We start from the raw sequence: 19736 nt of genomic DNA on the forward strand, positions 1-19736 counted from the left end.
CCGTTGCTTGTCAGGCAGTTAGCGCAACCACCGCTTGCCGTCCACTGACGGGCGGAAAAAGGGCGGGCCTGCGCAGAGGGGCGAGGGGCGAGGTCAGATTTCCTCGACCTCCATCACCCCGTCAAGCGAACGGATCGCGCCCTTGATCTGCGGTGTCACCGGGAACTCGCGCCCCAGATCAACCTCGACCTCGCCGGGCAGGCTTGGGTCCATTAGGCAGAACTGCACCGGGCCCTTCCCCGCCGCTTTGACCGCTTGGCGCGCGCCGTCGAGCACATCGGCCACCGATTGAATGGCCCCCGGCCCATCGATGAAAACGCGCAGCCCCATGCTGCCCGCATCCGCAACCGCCGCGTCGATCGGGCCGATGCCGCGTGCCAAAAGCTTCAACTGGTCGCTTTCCATCGTGGCCTCGACGGTGACGACGACCTTGGAGCCGACCTCCAGATGATCGCGCGACGCCTCCAGCACGTCAGAGAAGATCGTCACCTCGTAGCCGCCTGTGGTGTCCGAAAGCTGCGCAAAGGCAAAGCGATTGCCCCGCGCCGACTTGCGCTCTTGCCGTCCGGCGACCACGCCCGCCAGCCGCGCGTTCATCGCGCCGCGGGTGCTGACCTTTTCGTTCAATTCGTCCAGCGTGAGGAAGGGCAAGCCCGCCTCGCGCGCCCATTTGCGTTTCAGCGGCGGCATGTAGTCATCAAGCGGATGGCCCGAAAGATAAAAGCCCACCGCCTTGAATTCTTCGGCCAACCGCTCCGCCGATTGCCAGTCGTCGCAGGGCAGCATCCGCGGTTCAGGCAGATCATCGCCCGCCTCACCAAAGAGCGACACCTGACTGCTGGCCTTCTGCTCATGGATCGCCGCCGAATAGCTGACCAGCCCGTCGAGCGATTGAAACACCCGCCGCCGGTTGCTGTCGAGCTGATCGAAGGCGCCCGAGCGCACCAGCATCTCAAGTGGGCGCTTGCCCACGCGCTTGAGGTCCACCCGACGGGCGAGGTCAAAGAGCGTGGCAAAGGGCTTATCGACGCCGTCGACCTTGCGCCCCTCGGTCACCAGCCGCATCGCCTCAAGCCCGACGTTCTTCAGCGCGCCAAGCGCATAGACCAGCGCACCATCGACCACTTTGAAGGTCGCATCCGAGCGGTTCACACAGGGCGGCACCCACGGCAGTTCCAGCCGTTTGCGCACTTCCTCGAAGTACACCGCCAGCTTGTCGGTCAGGTGGATGTCGCAGTTCATCACCCCGGCCATGAACTCGACCGGGTGGTTCGCTTTCAGCCAAGCCGTTTGGTAGCTGACCACCGCATAGGCCGCGGCGTGGGATTTGTTGAAACCGTAGTTGGCGAATTTTTCCAGAAGGTCGAAAACCTCTGCCGCCTTCTTTTTATCGACCCCATTGGCCATCGCACCCTTTTCGAACTTGGGGCGTTCCTTGGCCATTTCCTCGGCGATTTTCTTACCCATCGCACGGCGCAACAGGTCCGCGCCGCCAAGCGAGTAGCCCGCCATGACCTGCGCGATCTGCATCACCTGTTCTTGGTAAACGATAATGCCTTGGGTCTCTTCAAGGATGTAGTCGATCGACGGGTGCACGGATTCTAGCTCGCGCTGGCCATTCTTGACCTCGCAATAGACCGGAATGTTCTCCATCGGGCCGGGACGGTAAAGCGCCACGAGCGCCACGATGTCTTCGATACAGGTCGGCTTCATACGCTTGAGCGCATCCATCATGCCGCTGGATTCCACCTGAAAGACCGCGACCGTCTTGGCGCTAGAATAGAGCTTGTAAGTCGCTTTATCATCGAGCGGGATCGTGGCCACGTCATCAACGTGGCCCTCTGGCGGCTCATAGATCTGGCGCCCGTCCGCGGCGATATGCAGATGCCGCCCGCCCGCCTTGATCTGATCGAGCGCGTTCTGGATGACGGTCAGGGTCTTCAGGCCCAGAAAGTCGAACTTCACCAGACCGGCCTGTTCGACCCATTTCATATTGAACTGCGTCGCTGGCATGTCCGAGCGCGGGTCTTGGTAGAGCGGCACCAGATGATCCAGCGGCCGGTCACCGATGACCACCCCCGCCGCGTGGGTCGAGGCGTTCCTGAGCAGCCCTTCGACCTGCTGGCCATAGGTCAGCAAGCGGTCCACGACCTCTTCGTTCTTGGCCTCTTCGCGCAGGCGTGGCTCATCCGCCAGCGCCTTTTCGATGGAGACGGGTTTCACCCCTTCCACCGGGATCATCTTCGACAGCCGGTCGACCTGCCCGTAGGGCATCTGCAACACGCGACCGATGTCGCGCACCGCCGCCTTGGACAAAAGCGCACCGAAGGTGATGATCTGCCCCACCTTGTCGCGGCCATATTTCTCTTGCACGTAGCGGATCACCTCTTCGCGGCGGTCCATGCAAAAGTCGATGTCGAAGTCGGGCATGGAGACCCGCTCGGGATTGAGGAAACGTTCGAACAGCAGCGAATAGCGCAGGGGGTCGAGGTCGGTGATGGTCAGCGCATAGGCCACGAGTGACCCCGCACCCGAGCCCCGCCCCGGCCCCACGGGAATGTCATTGTCCTTGGCCCATTGGATGAAGTCGGCAACGATCAGGAAGTAGCCGGGGAACCCCATGCCTTCGATGATGCCCAGCTCGAAATCGAGGCGCTTTTGGTAGTCCTCCACGCTGACCGCATGGGGGATCACCGCCAGACGCGCCTGTAGCCCCTCGTTGGCCATGCGGCGCAGTTCGGCCACCTCGTCGTCGGCGAACTTCGGCAGGATCGGGTCGCGGCGGTAGGCCATGAAGGCGCAGCGTTTGGCGATCTCGACGGTGTTGCTCAGCGCTTCGGGCAGATCGGCGAAAAGCGTCGCCATCTCGGCCTGCGACTTGAAGTAATGCTGCGCGGTCAGGCGGCGGCGGGGCTGGCTTTGGTCAACATAGGCACCCTCGGCGATGCAGATCAGCGCGTCATGGGCCTCATACATATCCGGTTTTGGGAAATAGACATCGTTGGTCGCCACCAGCGGGATATCCATCGCATAGGCCATCTCGATAAAGCCACGCTCTGTCAGACGCTCAGGCTCGGGCTGGCCGCCGTCTTCGGGGTGGCGCTGCAACTCGACATAAAGCCGGTCGCCAAAGGCACCCTGCAGCCGGGCCATCAACGCCTCCGCCGCCGGGCGCTGGCCGCCTTGCAAAAGCATCCCCACCGGCCCCATAGGGCCACCCGTCAAGCAGATGAGATCGGCGCTCAGCGCCTCAAGCTCCGCCAGCGTCACCTCGGCCACCGCGCCCCCCTTGTCGAGGTAGAGGCAGGAGTTCAGCTTCATCAGGTTTTCATAGCCCAATTCGCTCTGCGCCAGCAGGACCACCGGCGCAGGCGGGCGCGGTTTCTCACCCGGCTGCACCTCGACATAGGCGATATCGACCTGACAGCCGATGATCGGCTGCACGCCCGCGCCCGCCATGGCGACAGAGAATTCGAGGGCGGCGAACATGTTGTTGGTGTCGGTCAGCGCCAGCGCGGGCATGCCCGCATCGCGGCACATGCCGGGCAGTTTTTTCAACCGCAGCGCGCCCTCCAGCAAGGAATACTCGGAATGGCTACGCAGGTGAATGAATCGGGGATCATTGGACATGGCGCATTTTTACGCCACCCACCCCAAAGGCACCAGCACCGGATCGCACCCAGCGCATTTTTCGCCCAAGGTATTTTTTCTTGCCAAAACGCCCCCCGTCCCGCTAGCCTGACCTCTACCTCGCCCGCGCCCGGTTCTACGCCGCATCGAACCCCGCGCAACGATATGGGCCACTTTGTACCGCGGCGGATGAGAACCAATGGACATCACTTTTCTTCTCAATGGAGAAGTCGTGTCACTCTCCAACGTGTCCCCGACCACCACCCTGCTCGACTGGCTGCGCGAAGAGCGTGGCCTGACCGGCACCAAGGAGGGCTGTAACGAGGGCGACTGCGGAGCCTGCTCGGTGATGATCACCGATGAAAACGGCAGCCGCGCGCTCAATGGCTGTATCCTGTTTCTGCCACAGGTGAACGGCAAGGCCGTCACCACGGTCGAGGGCATGGCGAGCGCCGATGGCACGCTTCACCCAGTGCAGGAGACGATGATAGAGCATCACGGCAGCCAATGCGGGTTCTGCACGCCGGGCTTCGTGGTGTCGATGGCCACGGCGCATCTTAATGGAGCGACGGATCATGACGTGCAACTGGCTGGCAACCTTTGCCGCTGCACCGGCTACGCCCCGATTATCCGCGCGGCCGAGGCCGCCGCAGGCGCGCCGGTGCCCGCCCATCTGCGCAGCCTCAAGGACAAACTGGCCCAAGACATCCCGGCGCCCGCCAAAGCCGATGGCGCGCCGCATGTGCAGCCCGAAAACAGTGATGCGTTGGCCGCTTGGTATCTCGACAATCCCGATGCCACGCTGATCGCCGGAGCGACGGACGTGGGTCTTTGGGTCACCAAAGGGTTCCGCGATCTGGGCGCCGTCGCCTTCCTCAACCGCTGCGCCGATCTGCGCGGCATCACCGAGGACGAGACCGGCCTGCGGATCGGTGCGATGACCACGCTGACCGAGGTGGAGGCAAAGCTTGCCCCTCTGCACCCCAGCTTAGGCACCATGCTGCGCCGCTATGGCTCGACGCAGGTGCGCAACGCAGCGACGCTGGGCGGCAATATCGCCAATGGCTCGCCCATCGGGGACGGCCCGCCCGCGCTGATTGCGCTTGGGGCGACCCTGCAGCTGAGGCGCGGTGATGCGCGACGCGAAATAGCGCTTGAGGATTTCTTTCTCGACTACGGCAAACAAAACCGCGCGGCCGGAGAATTTGTCGAAGCCATCCTCATCCCCCGCCAACATGACACCCTGCGCTGCTACAAACTGTCGAAGCGCTTTGATCAAGATATCTCTGCAGTCTGCGGCTGTATTTCGATCACCGGCAACGGGACCGAAATCCTCACCGCGCGCATCGCCTTTGGCGGCATGGCGGCAACACCGAAACGCGCCACTGCGGCTGAGGCGGCGCTGGTCGGCCAACCGTGGAGCGAAGACACCATCCGCAAGGCGATGGCAGCGATCACCGACGATTTCACCCCTCTTTCGGACATGCGCGCCTCTGCCAGCTACCGGATGGAGGCGGCGCAAAACATGCTGCTGCGCTATTTCCACGACGCCAACGGTCAAGCCACCAACCTACAGGAGGTCTCGGCATGAGCGTTGCAAAGTCCCTTCCCCATGACGCCGCAAAGCTCCATGTCACCGGTGCCGCGCGCTATGTCGACGACATCCCCACCCCGCGCGGCACGCTGCATCTGGCCTTTGGCCTCAGCCCCGTCGCGGCGGGCGAATTGACGGCGCTTGACCTCGACGCCGTGCGGTCTGCGCCCGGCGTGGTCAAAGTGCTGACCGCCGATGATCTCGTCCATGACTGCGACACCTCACCGTCGAACCATGACGAGCCGCTTTTGGCGACGGGCGAAATCCATTTCGCGGGCCAGCCGCTCTATCTGGTCGTGGCTACCAACCATCTCGCTGCCCGTCGCGCCGCGCAACTGGGCAAGCCACAGATCACCCCGCGTGATCTGATTTTGACCGTTGAGCAGGCGCTCGCCGCCGACAGCCGGTTCGAAGACGGCCCCCGCATCTACCAGAAGGGCAATGCCGAGGCCGCGCTCTCCAAGGCCAGCCGCCGCCTCTCGGGCCAGATCGAGATGGGCGGGCAGGAGCATTTCTATCTTGAAGGTCAGGCCGCCATGGCCCTGCCGCAGGACAATGGCGACATGCTGGTGCATTCCTCAACCCAGCACCCGACCGAAATTCAGCACAAGGTGGCCCATGCCATTGGCCGCCCGATGCATGCCGTGCGGGTTGAGACGCGGCGCATGGGCGGCGGTTTCGGCGGCAAGGAAAGCCAAGGCAACGCGCTGGCGATTGCCTGTTCTGTCGCCGCATCTCTGACCGGCAAACCCTGCAAAATGCGCTATGATCGCGATGACGATATGATCATCACCGGCAAGCGGCATGATTTCCGCATCGCTTACGACGCAGGCTTTGACGAGACCGGCCGCATCACCGCGCTGGACGTGACCCATTACACCCGCTGCGGCTGGTCGATGGACCTCAGCCTGCCCGTGGCCGACCGCGCCATGCTGCATGCCGACAACGCTTACCATTTGCACGACATCCGCATCACCTCGCACCGCTTGCGCACCAATACCGCCAGCGCCACGGCGTTTCGGGGTTTCGGCGGGCCACAAGGGGTGGTCGGGATCGAGCGGGTCATGGACCATATCGCTCATGAACTGGGCCTCGACCCGCTCGCCGTGCGCCGGGCGAATTACTACACCGACAACGCCCACCGCCCGACCGAGGTGGAGGCCACCGGCACCGCGATCGACAACCGCACCCCACCGGATGCAGAGGCCGATCTATCCTCTCGCGGCGCACCCCCTGCGCCGACAGGCAAACCCGCGATCCCTGAAACCCCATCGGACGTGCAGACCACGCCCTATCAGCAGCCGGTGACCGATTGCATCATCAACGCACTGACCGACCGACTGGTTGAGAGTGCCGACTACAACGCCCGCCGCGCCGCCATCGCCGAATGGAACGCTGCAAACCCGCTTCTGAAACGCGGCATTGCGATCACGCCGGTGAAATTCGGCATCTCCTTCACGCTCACGCACCTCAACCAAGCCGGGGCGCTGGTCCATGTCTATCAGGATGGCTCAATCCACCTGAACCACGGCGGCACCGAGATGGGGCAAGGGCTGTTCCAGAAGGTCGCGCAAGTCGCCGCGTCGCGCTTTGGCGTCTCGCCCGAGGTGGTCAAGATCACCGCCACAGACACCGCCAAAGTGCCCAACACCTCGGCAACGGCGGCGTCTTCGGGGTCTGACCTTAACGGCATGGCCGCTCAAAACGCCTGCGACACGATCCGCGACCGCATGGCCGAGCATCTGGCTGAACGCTACCAGACGACGCCGCATCAGGTGAAATTCACCGACGGCATGGTGCGCATCGGCGGCGAAGAGATCACCTTCGCCGCCGCCGCCGCTTCGGCCTATGAAAACCGCGTCAGCCTGTCGGCCACCGGCTTCTACAAAACCCCCGACATCGAATGGGACCGCATCGCCGGACGCGGGCGGCCGTTCTACTACTTCGCCTATGGCGCGGCCTGCACCGAGGTGGTGATCGACACGCTGACCGGCGAGAACCGCATCCTGCGCGCAGACCTATTGCATGACGCGGGCGCCTCGCTGAACCCCGCGCTGGACATCGGTCAGATTGAGGGCGGATACGTTCAAGGCGCAGGCTGGCTTACGACCGAAGAACTGGTCTGGGACGAGACCGGCACCCTGCGCACCCATGCCCCCTCGACCTACAAGATCCCCGCCTGCTCCGACCGGCCACCGATCTTCAACGTCGACCTATGGGACCAGCCGAACCCGGCGCAGACAGTCTACCGCTCCAAAGCAGTAGGCGAGCCGCCCTTCATGCTGGGCATCTCGGCCTTCATGGCGCTCTCGGATGCGGTATCGGCCTGCGGCGACAACTACGGCGACCTGCAAGCGCCCGCCACCGCCGAGGCCGTGCTCGCCGCCGTTGGAAGGGCACGGAAATGACCGCGATCTACGTCGAGGTCACCGCCACGCGCGGATCAGCCCCGCGCGATGCGGGCACGGCGATGAAGGTCACGCCCGACACCATAGACGGGACCATCGGCGGCGGCGCGTTGGAGCACCAGGCGATTGCCCATGCCCGTCGCCTGCTGGCCGAAGGGCGTTTCGAGGACAGCCAAACCCTGCCCCTCGGCCCCGGCCTTGGCCAATGCTGCGGCGGCGCGGTCAGCCTGCGTTACACCGCCGCGCCGCGACCGCTCGACAATCCCACGCCGCTGGCGCTGAACACCGCTCTTAACAGTGACGTACCACTCTGGCTCTGGGGTGCGGGGCATGTGGGCCGCGCGGTGGTGGCCGCCTGCCCAGCCAACGCTTTTGCCATCACATGGATCGACAGCGCGCCAGACCGTTTCCCCAAAAACGTGCCGCCCCATGTCACCGCCACCCCTGCCGCCGACATGCCGCGCCTTGCCGCACATGCACCGCAAAACGCGCACCACCTGATCTTTACCTATTCCCATGACATCGACCTCGCCCTCTGTGCGGCTTTGCTGAAACGCGGGGCGGAAACTGTCGGCCTGATCGGCTCTGACACAAAAAAGTCACGGTTTTCCCGCCGCTTGCGCGACATGGGGCTGGATCCCTCTGGCATCATCTGCCCAATTGGCGATAAATCGCTTGGCAAGCTGCCCGCCCAGATTGCACATGGTGCGTTGATCGCTCTCATCGCCCGGACCCAGACAAAGGTTTCCGCATGACTGATAAACTTCTTGACCTCTCTGGGTTGACCAAGGCCTACCCCGGCGTCGTCGCGAACGATGACGTGTCCCTGCGGATCGCTCCGGGTGAGGTTCACGCCCTGCTGGGCGAGAATGGTGCGGGCAAGTCTACGCTGGTCAAAATGATCTACGGGCTGGTCAAACCTGACGCGGGCCAGATGCTGATGCGGGGGGAGAGCTTTGCCCCCACCGATCCCCATGCGGCACGACAGGCGGGCGTCGGCATGGTGTTTCAACATTTCTCGCTTTTCGATGCGCTCAGCGTGGCGGAAAACATCGCGCTCGGCATGGAAAACCCGCCGCGCATGCGTGAACTCAGCCAGCAGATCCGCGATGTGTCGGACACCTACGGCCTGCCGCTGGCCCCGGACCGCATCGTCGGCGATCTATCGGCGGGGGAACGTCAGCGGGTTGAGATCATCCGCTGCCTGCTGCAGGAACCTAAACTGCTGATCATGGACGAGCCGACATCGGTTCTGACCCCGCAAGAGGTTGAAATCCTGTTCAAGACCCTGCGCAAGCTCAGCGCAGAGGGCACCGCGATCCTTTATATCTCGCACAAGCTCGAAGAAATCCGCAGCCTTTGCGACAGCGCGACGATCCTGCGTTTGGGCAAGGTTGTTGGCCATTGCACCCCGCGCGAGACCTCGGCGCGCGACATGGCTGAAATGATGGTCGGCTCGGCGCTGAAAACGCCCACGCGCGACAGCAAGGCGCCGGGCGAAGTGACGCTGACGCTGAACAAACTGTCGGCCCGGTCGCCCCATGCTTTCGGCATGCCGCTGCGCGAAATCTCGGTTGAGGTGCGGCGTGGTGAGGTGCTGGGCATCGGTGGTGTTGCGGGCAATGGGCAGGACGAATTGCTCAACGCGCTCTCGGGTGAAACGCTGGTCGGCGCGGGCATGATCACCTTTGACGGGCGCGATATTGGCCTTCTTGGCCCCACCGCGCGCCGGGCTCTCGGCGTGTTGACCGCGCCCGAAGAACGGCTCGGGCACGCCGCCGTTCCGGATATGTCGCTAACTGAAAACGCGATGCTGACCGGTGCCGCCCGCGAAGGGCTGGAGCGTGGTGGCATGCTTGACTGGGGCAAGGCGCGCAGCTTTGCCGAAAAAATCATCAAAACATTCGACGTGCGCACCCCCGGCCCCGGCAATGCGGCGCGCTCGCTCTCGGGGGGGAACCTGCAAAAGTTCGTTATTGGCCGCGAGGTGTTGCAACGGCCCGAGCTGCTGGTGGTGAACCAGCCGACATGGGGTGTTGATGCCTCTGCCGCCGCCGCGATCCGGCAGGCGCTTTTGGACCTCGCCTCCGGCGGGACCGCCGTGATCGTCATTAGCCAAGACCTTGATGAGCTGATGGAGATTTCCGACAATTTCGCCGCCCTGAACGAAGGCCGCCTGTCGCCAACGCGCCCTGCGCAGGGGCTGACGGTCGATGAGATTGGCCTGATGATGGGCGGCGCGCATGGCATGGAGGTGGCGCATGTTTGACGCAGCCTCCGCAACTTTCACTCTGACCATTGGGGGTGATCTGTGATCCGCCTTGAAAAGCGCCCGCAGCCCAGTCGGGCCCTTTCCCTGTCGACGCCGATCATGGCGGTGCTGGCGACATTCGTTTTTGGCGGGCTCTTGTTCGCCGTGCTGGGCAAAGACCCGGTTGAGGCGCTTCAGACCATTTTCTGGCAGCCGATCTTTGGCGAATATGCCTTTTATTACCGCCCGCAACTGCTGATCAAAGGCGCGCCCTTGGTGTTGATCGCCATTGGCCTCAGCCTAGGGTTCAAGGCTGGCATCTGGAACATCGGGGCCGAGGGGCAGTACATCATGGGCGCCATCTTTGGCGCGGCTGCGGGGCTGGCGTTCTACCCCGCAGAGGGCTGGTACATCTTCCCGCTGATGGTGGTCGCGGGTGCCTTTGGCGGATGGCTTTGGGCGATGATCCCGGCCATTCTCAAGGTGCGTTTCGGCACCAATGAAATCCTCGTCTCGCTGATGTTGGTCTATGTCGCCGAACAGTTCCTCGCCTCTATGTCATTGGGATTGCTGAAGAACCCAGAAGGCTACGGCTTTCCCGGCTCGCGCAACCTACAACAATATGCGCCCGCACATAACGCCGAACTCTTCGCCGGGTCGGGCATGCATTGGGGCGTGGTCGCGGCGCTGATCGCGGTGATCTTTGCCTATGTTCTATTGACGAAACACCGCTTGGGCTTTGCCATCCGTGTCACCGGCGAAGCGCCCCGCGCAGCGCGCTTTTCCGGCGTGAACCCGGCGCGGCTGGTGCTGTTTTGCCTTGGCACTTCCGGCCTGCTCGCCGGTCTTGCGGGGATGTTCGAAGTCTCCGGACCCTCGGGACAAATCACCATCGACTTCAACGTGGGCTACGGGTTTACCGCGATCATCGTGGCCTTCCTTGGCCGTTTGCATCCCATCGGCATCCTGCTCGCAGGCGGGCTGATGGCACTGACCTACATCGGCGGCGACATCGCGCAGTCGAACCTTGGGCTGCCCGCCGCAGCGATCCAAGTGTTCCAAGGGATGCTCCTGTTCTTCCTGCTCGCGCTGGACGTTTTCACACATTACCGGCTGCGCTTCGGCGCGGCGGAGGCTGCCTGATGGATCTTTCCGCAATCAACCCGCTTTTGTTCGTCGCAGGCTTTCTGGTCGCGGCCACGCCGCTGATTTTTGCCGCCATAGGTGAATTGGTGGTCGAGAAATCCGGCGTGCTGAACCTCGGTGTCGAAGGCATGATGATCACCGGCGCGATCTGCGGCTTTGCCACGGCGGTCGAGACTGGCTCGCCGCTTTTGGGCTTTGCCGCCGCTGCTGTTGGCGGTGCCGTCCTCAGCCTGCTCTTCGCCTTCCTAACGCAGGTGGCGCTCGCCAATCAGGTCGCCTCTGGCCTGTCGCTGACCCTTTTTGGCCTTGGCCTCTCTGCCCTCATCGGGCAAAGCTACGTCGGGATCAAACCGCCCCGGCTGGGCGATATTGACTTTGGCCCCTTCGCCGACATTCCCGTCATTGGGCCGATCCTCTTTACACATGACATCATCCTCTATCTCGGCATCGCGCTGGTGGCGGGCGTCTGGGCGGTGCTGAAATTCACCCGCGCCGGGCTGATCCTGCGCGCCGTGGGCGAAAGCCACGATGCGGCCCATGCGCTTGGCTATAAGGTCAAGCGCATCCGCACTGCCGCAATCTTGTTCGGCGGGGCCTGCGCGGGCTTGGGCGGCGCTTACATCAGCCTGATCCGCGTCCCGCAATGGACCGAAGGCATGACCGCCGGGATCGGCTGGATCGCCCTCGCCCTCGTCGTCTTCGCCTCATGGAAACCATGGCGCGCGCTCTTGGGTGCCTATCTTTTCGGCGGCATCACTCAGTTGCAGTTGAACTTGCAAGGCGCAGGCGTTGCCATTCCTGTAGAGTATCTGGCAATGTCGCCGTATATCATCACCATCATCGTTCTGGTGGTGCTGTCGGCGGACAAAAGCGCCGCACCGGCCTCACTGGGCCGAACCTTCCACGCCTCAAACTAGGGGCATCACATCTCGCGGTCTCGGCCGCACATCAAGCCCCGGCAAGGGGCACGTAAACAGGGGAAACCTCATGAAACTATCCACCCTTATGACCAGCGCGGCACTTGCGCTCGGCCTTGCTTCGGGCGCTGTTGCCCAAGACAAGACCAAGGTCGGCTTTGTCTTTGTTGGCCCCGTGGGCGACGGCGGCTGGACCTATGAGCATAACGAAGGCCGCTTGGCCGTCGAAGAAGAGTTCGGCGATAAGGTCGAAACCGTCTTCGTCGAAAGCGTTGCCGAAGGCCCCGACAGTGAGCGTGTGATGACGCAGATGGCGCTCGACGGTGCGGACCTGATCTTCACCACGTCTTTTGGCTATATGGACCCCACGATCAACGTCGCCAAGAAATTCCCCGATGTGAAGTTTGAGCACGCCACCGGCTACAAACGCGCCGACAACGTCTCGACCTATTCCGCACGTTTCTACGAAGGCCGCGCCATTCAGGGCCACATCGCGGGCTCGATGACCGAAAGCAACATCATCGGCTACATCGGCTCCTTCCCGATCCCCGAAGTGATCCGCGGCATCAACTCCGCCTATATCCACGCCAAGAAAGTGAACCCCGACGTTCAATTCAAAATCGTCTGGGCCTACACATGGTTTGACCCGGCCAAAGAAGCCGACGCCGCCAAGGTTCTGATCGAACAAGGCGCTGACGTGGTCCTGCAACACACTGATTCCACAGCACCCCAAGCGGCGGCTCAGGAAGCGGGCAATGTGATCACCTTCGGTCAAGCCTCTGACATGGCGCAATACGGCCCCAAGCCGCGCGTGTCCTCGATCATTGACGACTGGGCGCCCTACTACATCGAACGCGTCAAAGCGGTTATGGACGGCACATGGGAGTCGACAGACACATGGGACGGCATCGGGCCGGGCATGGTCGCCATCGGCGAGATTTCTGACGCCGTGCCTGCGGATGTGAAAGAAGAAGCACTGGCGCTGAAGGACAAGATCGCATCGGGCGAATACCACCCCTTCACCGGGCCGATCAACAAGCAAGACGGCTCCGCTTGGCTGGCCGAAGGCGAGACCGCCGATGACGGCACGCTCGCGGGCATGAACTTCTATGTCGAAGGCATCGAAGGCACCATCCCGCAGTAAGCCGAACCGGCTGACAGATGACAGGGGCGTGCGGGCAACCGTGCGCCCCTTTTCCATTGCGGCCCGCGCCGGGGTTGCTAGGCTCGCTTTTCCCTCTTCGTGAAAGGCGTCTGCCATGATCACCGTGCACCACCTCAACCGCTCCCGCTCACAGCGCATCCTTTGGCTGCTGGAGGAGTTGGATCAGCCCTATGACGTCATCCGCTACCAGCGCGATGCCAAGACCAACCTCGCCCCGCCTGAGTTGAAACTGGTGCACCCTCTGGGCAAATCCCCGATGATCGAGATTGACGGCCAGTTGGTTGTCGAAAGCGCCGCCATTGTCGATCTGCTCTGCACCCGCTTTGCGCCAGAGATGATCCCCGAGCGCGACACGCCCGCCTTCCTGCGCCATATGGAGTTGATGCATTTCGCCGAAGGCTCTGCCATGACGCCGATCCTGCTCAACCTCTATGTCTCGCGCTTGGGCGATGCCGCCGCGCCCCTACAACCGCGTATCAGTTCAGAGTTGGACAACCACTACAGCTATATGAACAGCCTCGTGCGCCCCTCCGGCCACTTCGTACAAGATACGCTTTCGGCAGCCGACATCATGCTGAGCTTCCCGGCCGAGGTTGCCATGCGCCAAGGCCGGGCTGCGGATTACCCCGCCCTCAAAGGCTTCATCGAGACGATCCAAAACCGCCCCGCCTACCAACGCGCGCTAGAAAAGGGCGAGCCACAGGACGCCTAGCGCCCCACCGCCTGCCCCGCGCCAAGCCCATTGCGCGCGGGCAGCGCCCATGCCACCAATCGTGCATGAACCAGATGCTCACCAGCCTTGACGGCACCCCCGCCAGCCGCCTCGCCTTCGGCACCATGCAGTTTGGCGGCCGCGCCGATGCAGCAGCCTCTCGCGCGATGTTCGACGCCTGTATTGAAGCGGGGATCACCCATTTCGACACGGCCCACGTCTATACCGACGGGGCGTCCGAGACGCTGCTGGGCCAGTTCGTGAAAGACCGCCGCGACAGCCTGATCGTGGCCACCAAAGCCGCCTATATCGGCGGCGCAGGGCGCGCCAATATCCTCGCCTCTGCCGAGACGTCGCGCCAGCGGATGCAGCTCGATACGCTCGACGTGCTCTACCTGCACCGTTTCGACCCCGACACACCGCTGACCGAAAGCTTCGCCGCGCTGGCCGAGTTGAAAGATCTGGGCCATATCCGTCAAGTTGGCCTGTCCAACTTCGCCGCATGGCAGGTCGTCAAAGCGGCCCATATCGCCGCCGACTTCGGCCTAGAGATCACGGTGATCCAACCGATGTACAACCTCGTCAAACGCCAAGCCGAGGTGGAAATCCTCCCCATGGCCCATGACCTCGACATTCTCGTCGCGCCCTACTCCCCCCTGGGCGGCGGGCTGCTGACCGGGAAATATGCCACCGGAGGCACAGGTCGGCTGAGCGAAGATGAACGCTATGCCGCCCGCTACGGCCAAGAAGCGATGCACGGCGCCGCTGCCGGTCTTGCCGCCCTCGCCCGCGATCTGGGCACCCATCCGGCGACCCTTGCCGTGGCATGGGCAACCGCGCACCCCACGCGGCCGACCCCGATCATTTCCGCCCGATCTTTGGCGCAGCTCGAACCCTCGCTGGCCGCGCTGAACTACCAAATGACGCCACAAACCTACGCCGCCATCGCCGCGCTCTCGCCCACCCCGCCCCCGGCCACCGATCGGCTGGAAGAGCAATCATGAGCCGACTGCCCCCGAGTGCCAGCGTCGCCGAAGACGCAGGCGGCGACCGTCTTTTCGCCCCCGCCGCTGCACGCAATCTCGACGCGCTTTGCGATCTGCTGGCAACCCACGCCCCACAAAAAGGCCGCGCGCTGGAAATCGCCAGCGGCACCGGCCAGCATGTGGTCGGCTTTGCCAAACGCCTGCCGGACCTCACATGGCTGCCCAGCGACATCGACACCGCCCGCCGCGCCAGCATCAACGCCCACGCGGCCGAGGCCGCCCTGCCCAATATCGCCCCGGCCCTGCCACTCGACGCGACCCAGCCCGGCTGGGCGGACGAACATGGCCCCTTCGATCTGATCCTGCTGGTCAACCTGCTGCACCTGATCTCAACCCTGGCCACGCGAACCCTCATCACCGAAGCCGCCGCCGCCCTCGCCCCCGGCGGCACGCTGGTCCTCTACGGCCCCTTCAAACGCGCCGGCCAAACCACCTCCCCCGGCGACACCCGCTTTGACGCCGAACTGCGCGCCGCCGATCCCATGATCGGCTACAAAGACAACATCGACATGGCCCGCTGGCTTAGCGACGCGGGCTTGAGCCCGATCGACAAAGTGGACATGCCCGCCAACAACCTCGCATTCATCGCCAGAAAGCCCAGCCCATGATCCTCCGCCGCGCCTTGTTCCTGTCGCTCCTTGCCCTCGCCGCCTGTGGCAGCCCAAGCACCCCGCCCCCCGCCGATCCCGGCACGCTCTTCCCGGCGCGTTTCGGCGACAGCGACTCGGTGGATTTCAGCGGTCGCAACCCGCAATCCTATCCCGTCCACGGCATCGACGTGGCCCGTTTTCAAAACAACATCGACTGGAATACCGCCCGCAGAAACGGCGTGAACTTCGCCTTCATCAAAGCCACCGAGGGCGGCGACCTCAAAGACATTAACTTCGACACACATTGGCAAGGCGCAGGCCAAGCCGCCGTCAAACGCGGCGCCTACCACTTCTACTACTTCTGCACCTCGCCCGAGGATCAGGCCCGCTGGTTCATCCGCAACGTGCCGCGCACCCCCGGCATGCTGCCCCCGGTGCTCGACATGGAATGGAACCCGTTTTCCCCCACCTGCGCCCACATCCGCCCGCCTGCATCCGAAGTCCGCGACCAAATGCGCCGCTGGCTCGCCGTGGTAGAGCGTCACTACGGCCAGCGCCCGATCATCTACACAACACCAAAATTCTACCGCGAAAACGGCCTATCTGGCTTTAACGGCTATGACTTCTGGCTGCGGACCACCGCCAAAACCCCCGCCGAGGCCTACCCCGGCCAAACTTGGCGCTTCTGGCAATACAGCGCCACTGGCATCGTCCCCGGCATCGGCGGTGACGTTGACCTCAACGCCTTCTCCGGCAACAGCGCCCAATGGCAAAACTGGGTCGCCGCCCGCGCCGCACGCTAAAGCCAAAGGGGGGAACGCATCCCCCCCTCCCTTCATCCTTTCTTGAATACCGCTGCGCCACCTCAGCCCCGCGCGCGCCGCTTGCGGCCGCCCTCAATCCCGCGCGTAATGCCGCGCCACGACAAACAGCCCGCCCACCAACAAAAGCGGCAGCAAGAATATCCGAAACACATGCACGCCCAGCACCGCCAACAGCGCGCCAATCAACTCATCCGCCCGGCTCCAGAGGTTGCTCGCAAGCTGCCGATACTCCGTCAGCCCCGGCTCTTCCTCACCCAAAGCCTCGCTGCCACCGACACGGGCGGTGATCTCCTCGATCACCTCCATATTGCGGTCATAGACCCCCTCGGTCAGCGTCCCGGCCAGCGGCTCCGACACCACCAACGCCAGCGGCAGCGCAAGCCCTAAAAACCCACCGTACCAAGCCAAACGCCGGGGCAGCCCCCCATGCCCACGCTTGCTCAAGGCCCATATCCCAAGCGCGAGGCCCAGCAACCCCAAGCCAATCGCGCTCACCGGGCCAAGCGCCACCGCGATCACTCCGGTAGCCACCATCACGCCAAAAACCAGGCCCGCGATCCGCTCAACCGTGTCGTCAATCGGCTCCAACACCTTCAGGGGCCGCGCCGAGCCGGAGGCAATGAACGACAGCCCCACCTCGATTTCCTGCGCGGTCGACAGAAAGGCGTTCAACGTGCGCAGCGTGACATAGGAGGCCGCCGCCGTCGTCGCCACATCAGCGGCATATCCCTGCGCCGCGCTGACAACCGGATTGTCCCGCAACAGCGCCGCCGTCAGCGCCAGCACACAGAAAAAAGCAAGCAGCGCCCGGCGGATCAACCGTCCGCCCGGATGCGCTGGTTCTTCGGATCATAGGGACTGTCTTCGACCACCTCGGCCTCCCACAGTTGATCAAGCATCTTTACCTTCAACCTCGTGCCTACCACCGCGTCTTGCACTTGCACATAGCCCATGCCGATGCTCTTGCCGAATGCGACCGAATAGCCACCCGAGGTCAGCCGCCCGGTGCGCCGCGCACCATTGTAAAGCACCTCGCGCCCCCAAGGGTCCGCATCCTCTGGCCCGTCGATCAGCACCGTCACGCATTTCACGCGAATGCCGTGATCGAGCATCGCCTGCTTACCGTGAAACTCCTTGCTGAGGTCCACAAAACGCGGCAGATCGGCCTCCAACGGCGTCGCATCGCGGCCCAACTCATTGCCAAAGGCGCGATAGCTCTTCTCCTGCCTCAGCCAGTTCTGCGCCCGCGCACCGACCAGCTTCATGCTATGCGGTTTGCCGGCCTTCTCCAGCGCGTCAAATAGATGGTTCTGCATCTCAATCGGATGATGCAACTCCCAACCGAGCTCCCCGGTATAGGCCACCCGGATCGCCCGCACCGGCACCATCCCCAACTCAATGTTGCGCATGGTCAGCCAGGGGAACCGCTTGTTGCTCAGCACCGTGTCGGGATCTGCATCCCGCACCAAGTCGCGCAGCACATCACGCGACTTTGGCCCAGCAATCGCAAAAACACCCCACTGCGTGGTCACGTCATGACATTCGACATAACCCACCTCAGGCATCTTGTCCGCAATCGCCTTCCGCAGGTAATCGCTGTCATAGGCGCTCCACGCGCCCGCCGAGACAAGGTAATATTCGTCCTGCGCCAGCCGCACGATGGTATATTCCGTCCGCGTCGTCCCTGCCCCCGTCAGCGCATAGGTCAGGTTAATCCGCCCCACCGAGGGCAGCTTGTTACAGGTGAACCAATCCAAGAAAGCCGTCGCCCCCGGCCCGCGCACCAAATGTTTGGTAAAGGCCGTGGCGTCGATCAGCCCAACCCCCTGACGAATAGCCCGCGCCTCCTCCACCGCGTGTTGCCACCAGCCCCCGCGCCGGAACGAGCGGCTGTCGTGATCGCTAAACCCCTCAGGCGCGTAATAATTCGGCCGCTCCCAGCCGTTCACCTGCCCAAACTGCGCCCCCCGCGCCGCCTGCCGGTCATAGGCCGGAGAGGTCCGCAGCGGACGACACGCAGGACGCTCCTCATCCGGATGGTGCAGGATATAGACGTGGTCGTAGGCTTCCTCGTTCTTCCGCGCGGCATATTCCGTGGTCATCCAATCGCCGTAGCGCTTGGGATCAAGGCTCGCCATATCGATCTCGGCCTCGCCCTCAACCATCATCTGCGCCAGATAATAACCCGTGCCCCCCGCCGCCGTGATCCCAAACGAAAACCCTTCCGCCAACCACATGTTGCGCAAGCCCGGCGCAGGGCCGACCAGCGGATTACCATCCGGCGTGTAACAAATCGGCCCGTTGAAATCGTCCTTCAACCCGCAGTTTTCAGCCGACGGAATACGGTGGTTCATCGCCATATACTGATCTTCGATCCGCTCCAGATCGAGCTGGAACAGATCGGCCCGGAAACTGTCCGGCACCCCATATTCAAACCGCGCCGGGGCGTTCTTCTCATAGACCCCAAGGATCCAGCCGCCGCGCTCCTCGCGCACATAGCTCTGCGCATCGGCATCCCGGATCACCGGATGCTCAACATTCCCCGCCGCGCGGTAATCAACCAGCGCCGGATCGCGGTCCATGACAATGAACTGATGTTCCACGGGAATCGCAGGCATCTTGATCCCCAGCATCCGCGCGGTGCGCTGCGCATGGTTACCGCTCGCGGTAACCACATGCTCAGCGGTAATGACGATCTGCTCCTCCGACGGCACAAGGTTCCCGCCCTTCTCCACCATCTTCGTGCAGGTCACTTCCCAATGGGTGCCATTCCACTCAAACGCATCCGCCTGCCACTTGCGCTCAATCGAAACCCCACGCTGACGCGCCCCCTTCGCCATCGCCATCGTCACATCGGCCGGGTTAATATAGCCGTCCGTCTGATGATAAAGCGCGCCCTTCAAATCCGACGTCTCGATCAACGGCCACTTCGCCTTGATCTCATCGGGGGTGAGCCATTCATACGGCACGCCGCAGGTCTCCGCGGTCGAAGCATAGAGCATATACTCATCCATCCGCGCGTCCGTCTGGGCCATCCGCAGATTACCCACCACGGCAAAACCGGCGTTCAACCCGGTCTCAGCCTCTAACGTTTTATAAAACTCGACCGAGTACTGATGGATATGCGTGGTGGCAAAAGACATGTTGAACAACGGCAGCAGCCCCGCCGCATGCCACGTTGAGCCCGAGGTCAACTCGTCCCGCTCCAACAGCATCACATCATCCCAGCCCGCCTTCGCCAGATGATAGGCAATCGAGGTGCCAACCGCGCCGCCACCGACAACCAATGCTTTGACTTGCGTTTTCATCTGCCAATCCCTCTGCCCTAGGCTCCTCCCCGTTGTACGCAGCAAGGCAAGAGACCGCAGGCACCAGCCGACCCAACATGGCCAAAAACCGACCTTACCCCCTCACCAAACGCGCCAATCCCGCGTTGGGGCGCCCCTCCCCCAA

General features: G+C 63.2%; 14 protein-coding genes. 11 read left to right on the forward strand and 3 right to left on the reverse strand.

What is annotated here, in order from left to right; all coding sequences use genetic code 11:
• Positions 1-93: 93 nt before the first annotated feature.
• Positions 94-3630 (reverse strand): DNA polymerase III subunit alpha, encoded by a 3537-nt coding sequence (dnaE, locus tag J3456_RS10965; protein WP_349580284.1) that lies wholly within the window; start codon positions 3628-3630, stop codon positions 94-96.
• Positions 3631-3829: 199 nt separating this feature from the next.
• On the opposite strand from dnaE, the gene xdhA reads away from it, so the two are divergent.
• From xdhA to J3456_RS11020, 11 genes are all read left to right on the forward strand, one after another.
• A complete protein-coding gene (gene xdhA, locus J3456_RS10970) occupies positions 3830-5221 on the forward strand; it encodes a xanthine dehydrogenase small subunit (RefSeq protein ID WP_349580285.1) in 1392 nt (463 codons plus the stop codon).
• A complete protein-coding gene (gene xdhB / locus J3456_RS10975; protein WP_349580286.1) occupies positions 5218-7632 on the forward strand; it encodes a xanthine dehydrogenase molybdopterin binding subunit in 2415 nt (804 codons plus the stop codon). The genes xdhA and xdhB overlap by 4 nt, the downstream gene beginning before the upstream one ends.
• Positions 7629-8387 carry a xanthine dehydrogenase accessory protein XdhC gene (gene xdhC, locus J3456_RS10980; RefSeq protein WP_349580287.1) on the forward strand — a complete coding sequence of 253 codons (759 nt, stop codon included), beginning with the start codon at positions 7629-7631 and terminating at the stop codon, positions 8385-8387. Before xdhB ends, xdhC begins: the two co-directional genes overlap by 4 nt.
• Entirely contained in the window at positions 8384-9901 is a 1518-nt protein-coding gene (locus tag J3456_RS10985; RefSeq protein WP_349580288.1) for an ABC transporter ATP-binding protein, read from the forward strand. Before xdhC ends, J3456_RS10985 begins: the two co-directional genes overlap by 4 nt.
• 42 nt (positions 9902-9943) lie before the next feature.
• Positions 9944-11026 carry an ABC transporter permease gene (locus J3456_RS10990; RefSeq protein ID WP_349580289.1) on the forward strand — a complete coding sequence of 361 codons (1083 nt, stop codon included), beginning with the start codon at positions 9944-9946 and terminating at the stop codon, positions 11024-11026.
• The gene (locus J3456_RS10995; RefSeq protein ID WP_349580290.1) at positions 11026-11946 is read left to right on the forward strand and encodes an ABC transporter permease; all 921 of its coding nucleotides are present in this window, start codon (positions 11026-11028) and stop codon (positions 11944-11946) included. The genes J3456_RS10990 and J3456_RS10995 overlap by 1 nt, the downstream gene beginning before the upstream one ends.
• Before the next feature lie 70 nt (positions 11947-12016).
• Positions 12017-13090 carry a BMP family ABC transporter substrate-binding protein gene (locus J3456_RS11000; protein WP_349580291.1) on the forward strand — a complete coding sequence of 358 codons (1074 nt, stop codon included), beginning with the start codon at positions 12017-12019 and terminating at the stop codon, positions 13088-13090.
• A gap of 115 nt (positions 13091-13205) precedes the next feature.
• Complete coding sequence (locus J3456_RS11005) at positions 13206-13823, forward strand: glutathione S-transferase family protein (RefSeq protein WP_349580292.1); 618 nt, start codon at positions 13206-13208, stop codon at positions 13821-13823.
• A 65-nt stretch (positions 13824-13888) separates the two neighbouring features.
• Positions 13889-14827: an aldo/keto reductase gene (locus J3456_RS11010; protein WP_349580293.1), complete on the forward strand. Its 939-nt coding sequence runs from the start codon at positions 13889-13891 to the stop codon at positions 14825-14827.
• The gene (locus J3456_RS11015; RefSeq protein ID WP_349580294.1) at positions 14824-15477 is read left to right on the forward strand and encodes a DUF938 domain-containing protein; all 654 of its coding nucleotides are present in this window, start codon (positions 14824-14826) and stop codon (positions 15475-15477) included. The genes J3456_RS11010 and J3456_RS11015 overlap by 4 nt, the downstream gene beginning before the upstream one ends.
• Positions 15474-16262: a glycoside hydrolase family 25 protein gene (locus tag J3456_RS11020; protein WP_349580295.1), complete on the forward strand. Its 789-nt coding sequence runs from the start codon at positions 15474-15476 to the stop codon at positions 16260-16262. Before J3456_RS11015 ends, J3456_RS11020 begins: the two co-directional genes overlap by 4 nt.
• Before the next feature lie 93 nt (positions 16263-16355).
• On the opposite strand, the gene J3456_RS11025 is transcribed toward J3456_RS11020, so the two are convergent.
• On the reverse strand, positions 16356-17102 hold the full coding sequence (locus J3456_RS11025) for a hypothetical protein (RefSeq protein ID WP_349580296.1): 747 nt from the start codon (positions 17100-17102) through the stop codon (positions 16356-16358).
• Positions 17099-19591: a GcvT family protein gene (locus J3456_RS11030; protein WP_349580297.1), complete on the reverse strand. Its 2493-nt coding sequence runs from the start codon at positions 19589-19591 to the stop codon at positions 17099-17101. The genes J3456_RS11025 and J3456_RS11030 overlap by 4 nt, the downstream gene beginning before the upstream one ends.
• Positions 19592-19736 lie beyond the last annotated feature (145 nt).

This window comes from Sulfitobacter sp. NFXS29 (assembly GCF_040148765.1).
Classification (GTDB): domain Bacteria; phylum Pseudomonadota; class Alphaproteobacteria; order Rhodobacterales; family Rhodobacteraceae; genus Sulfitobacter.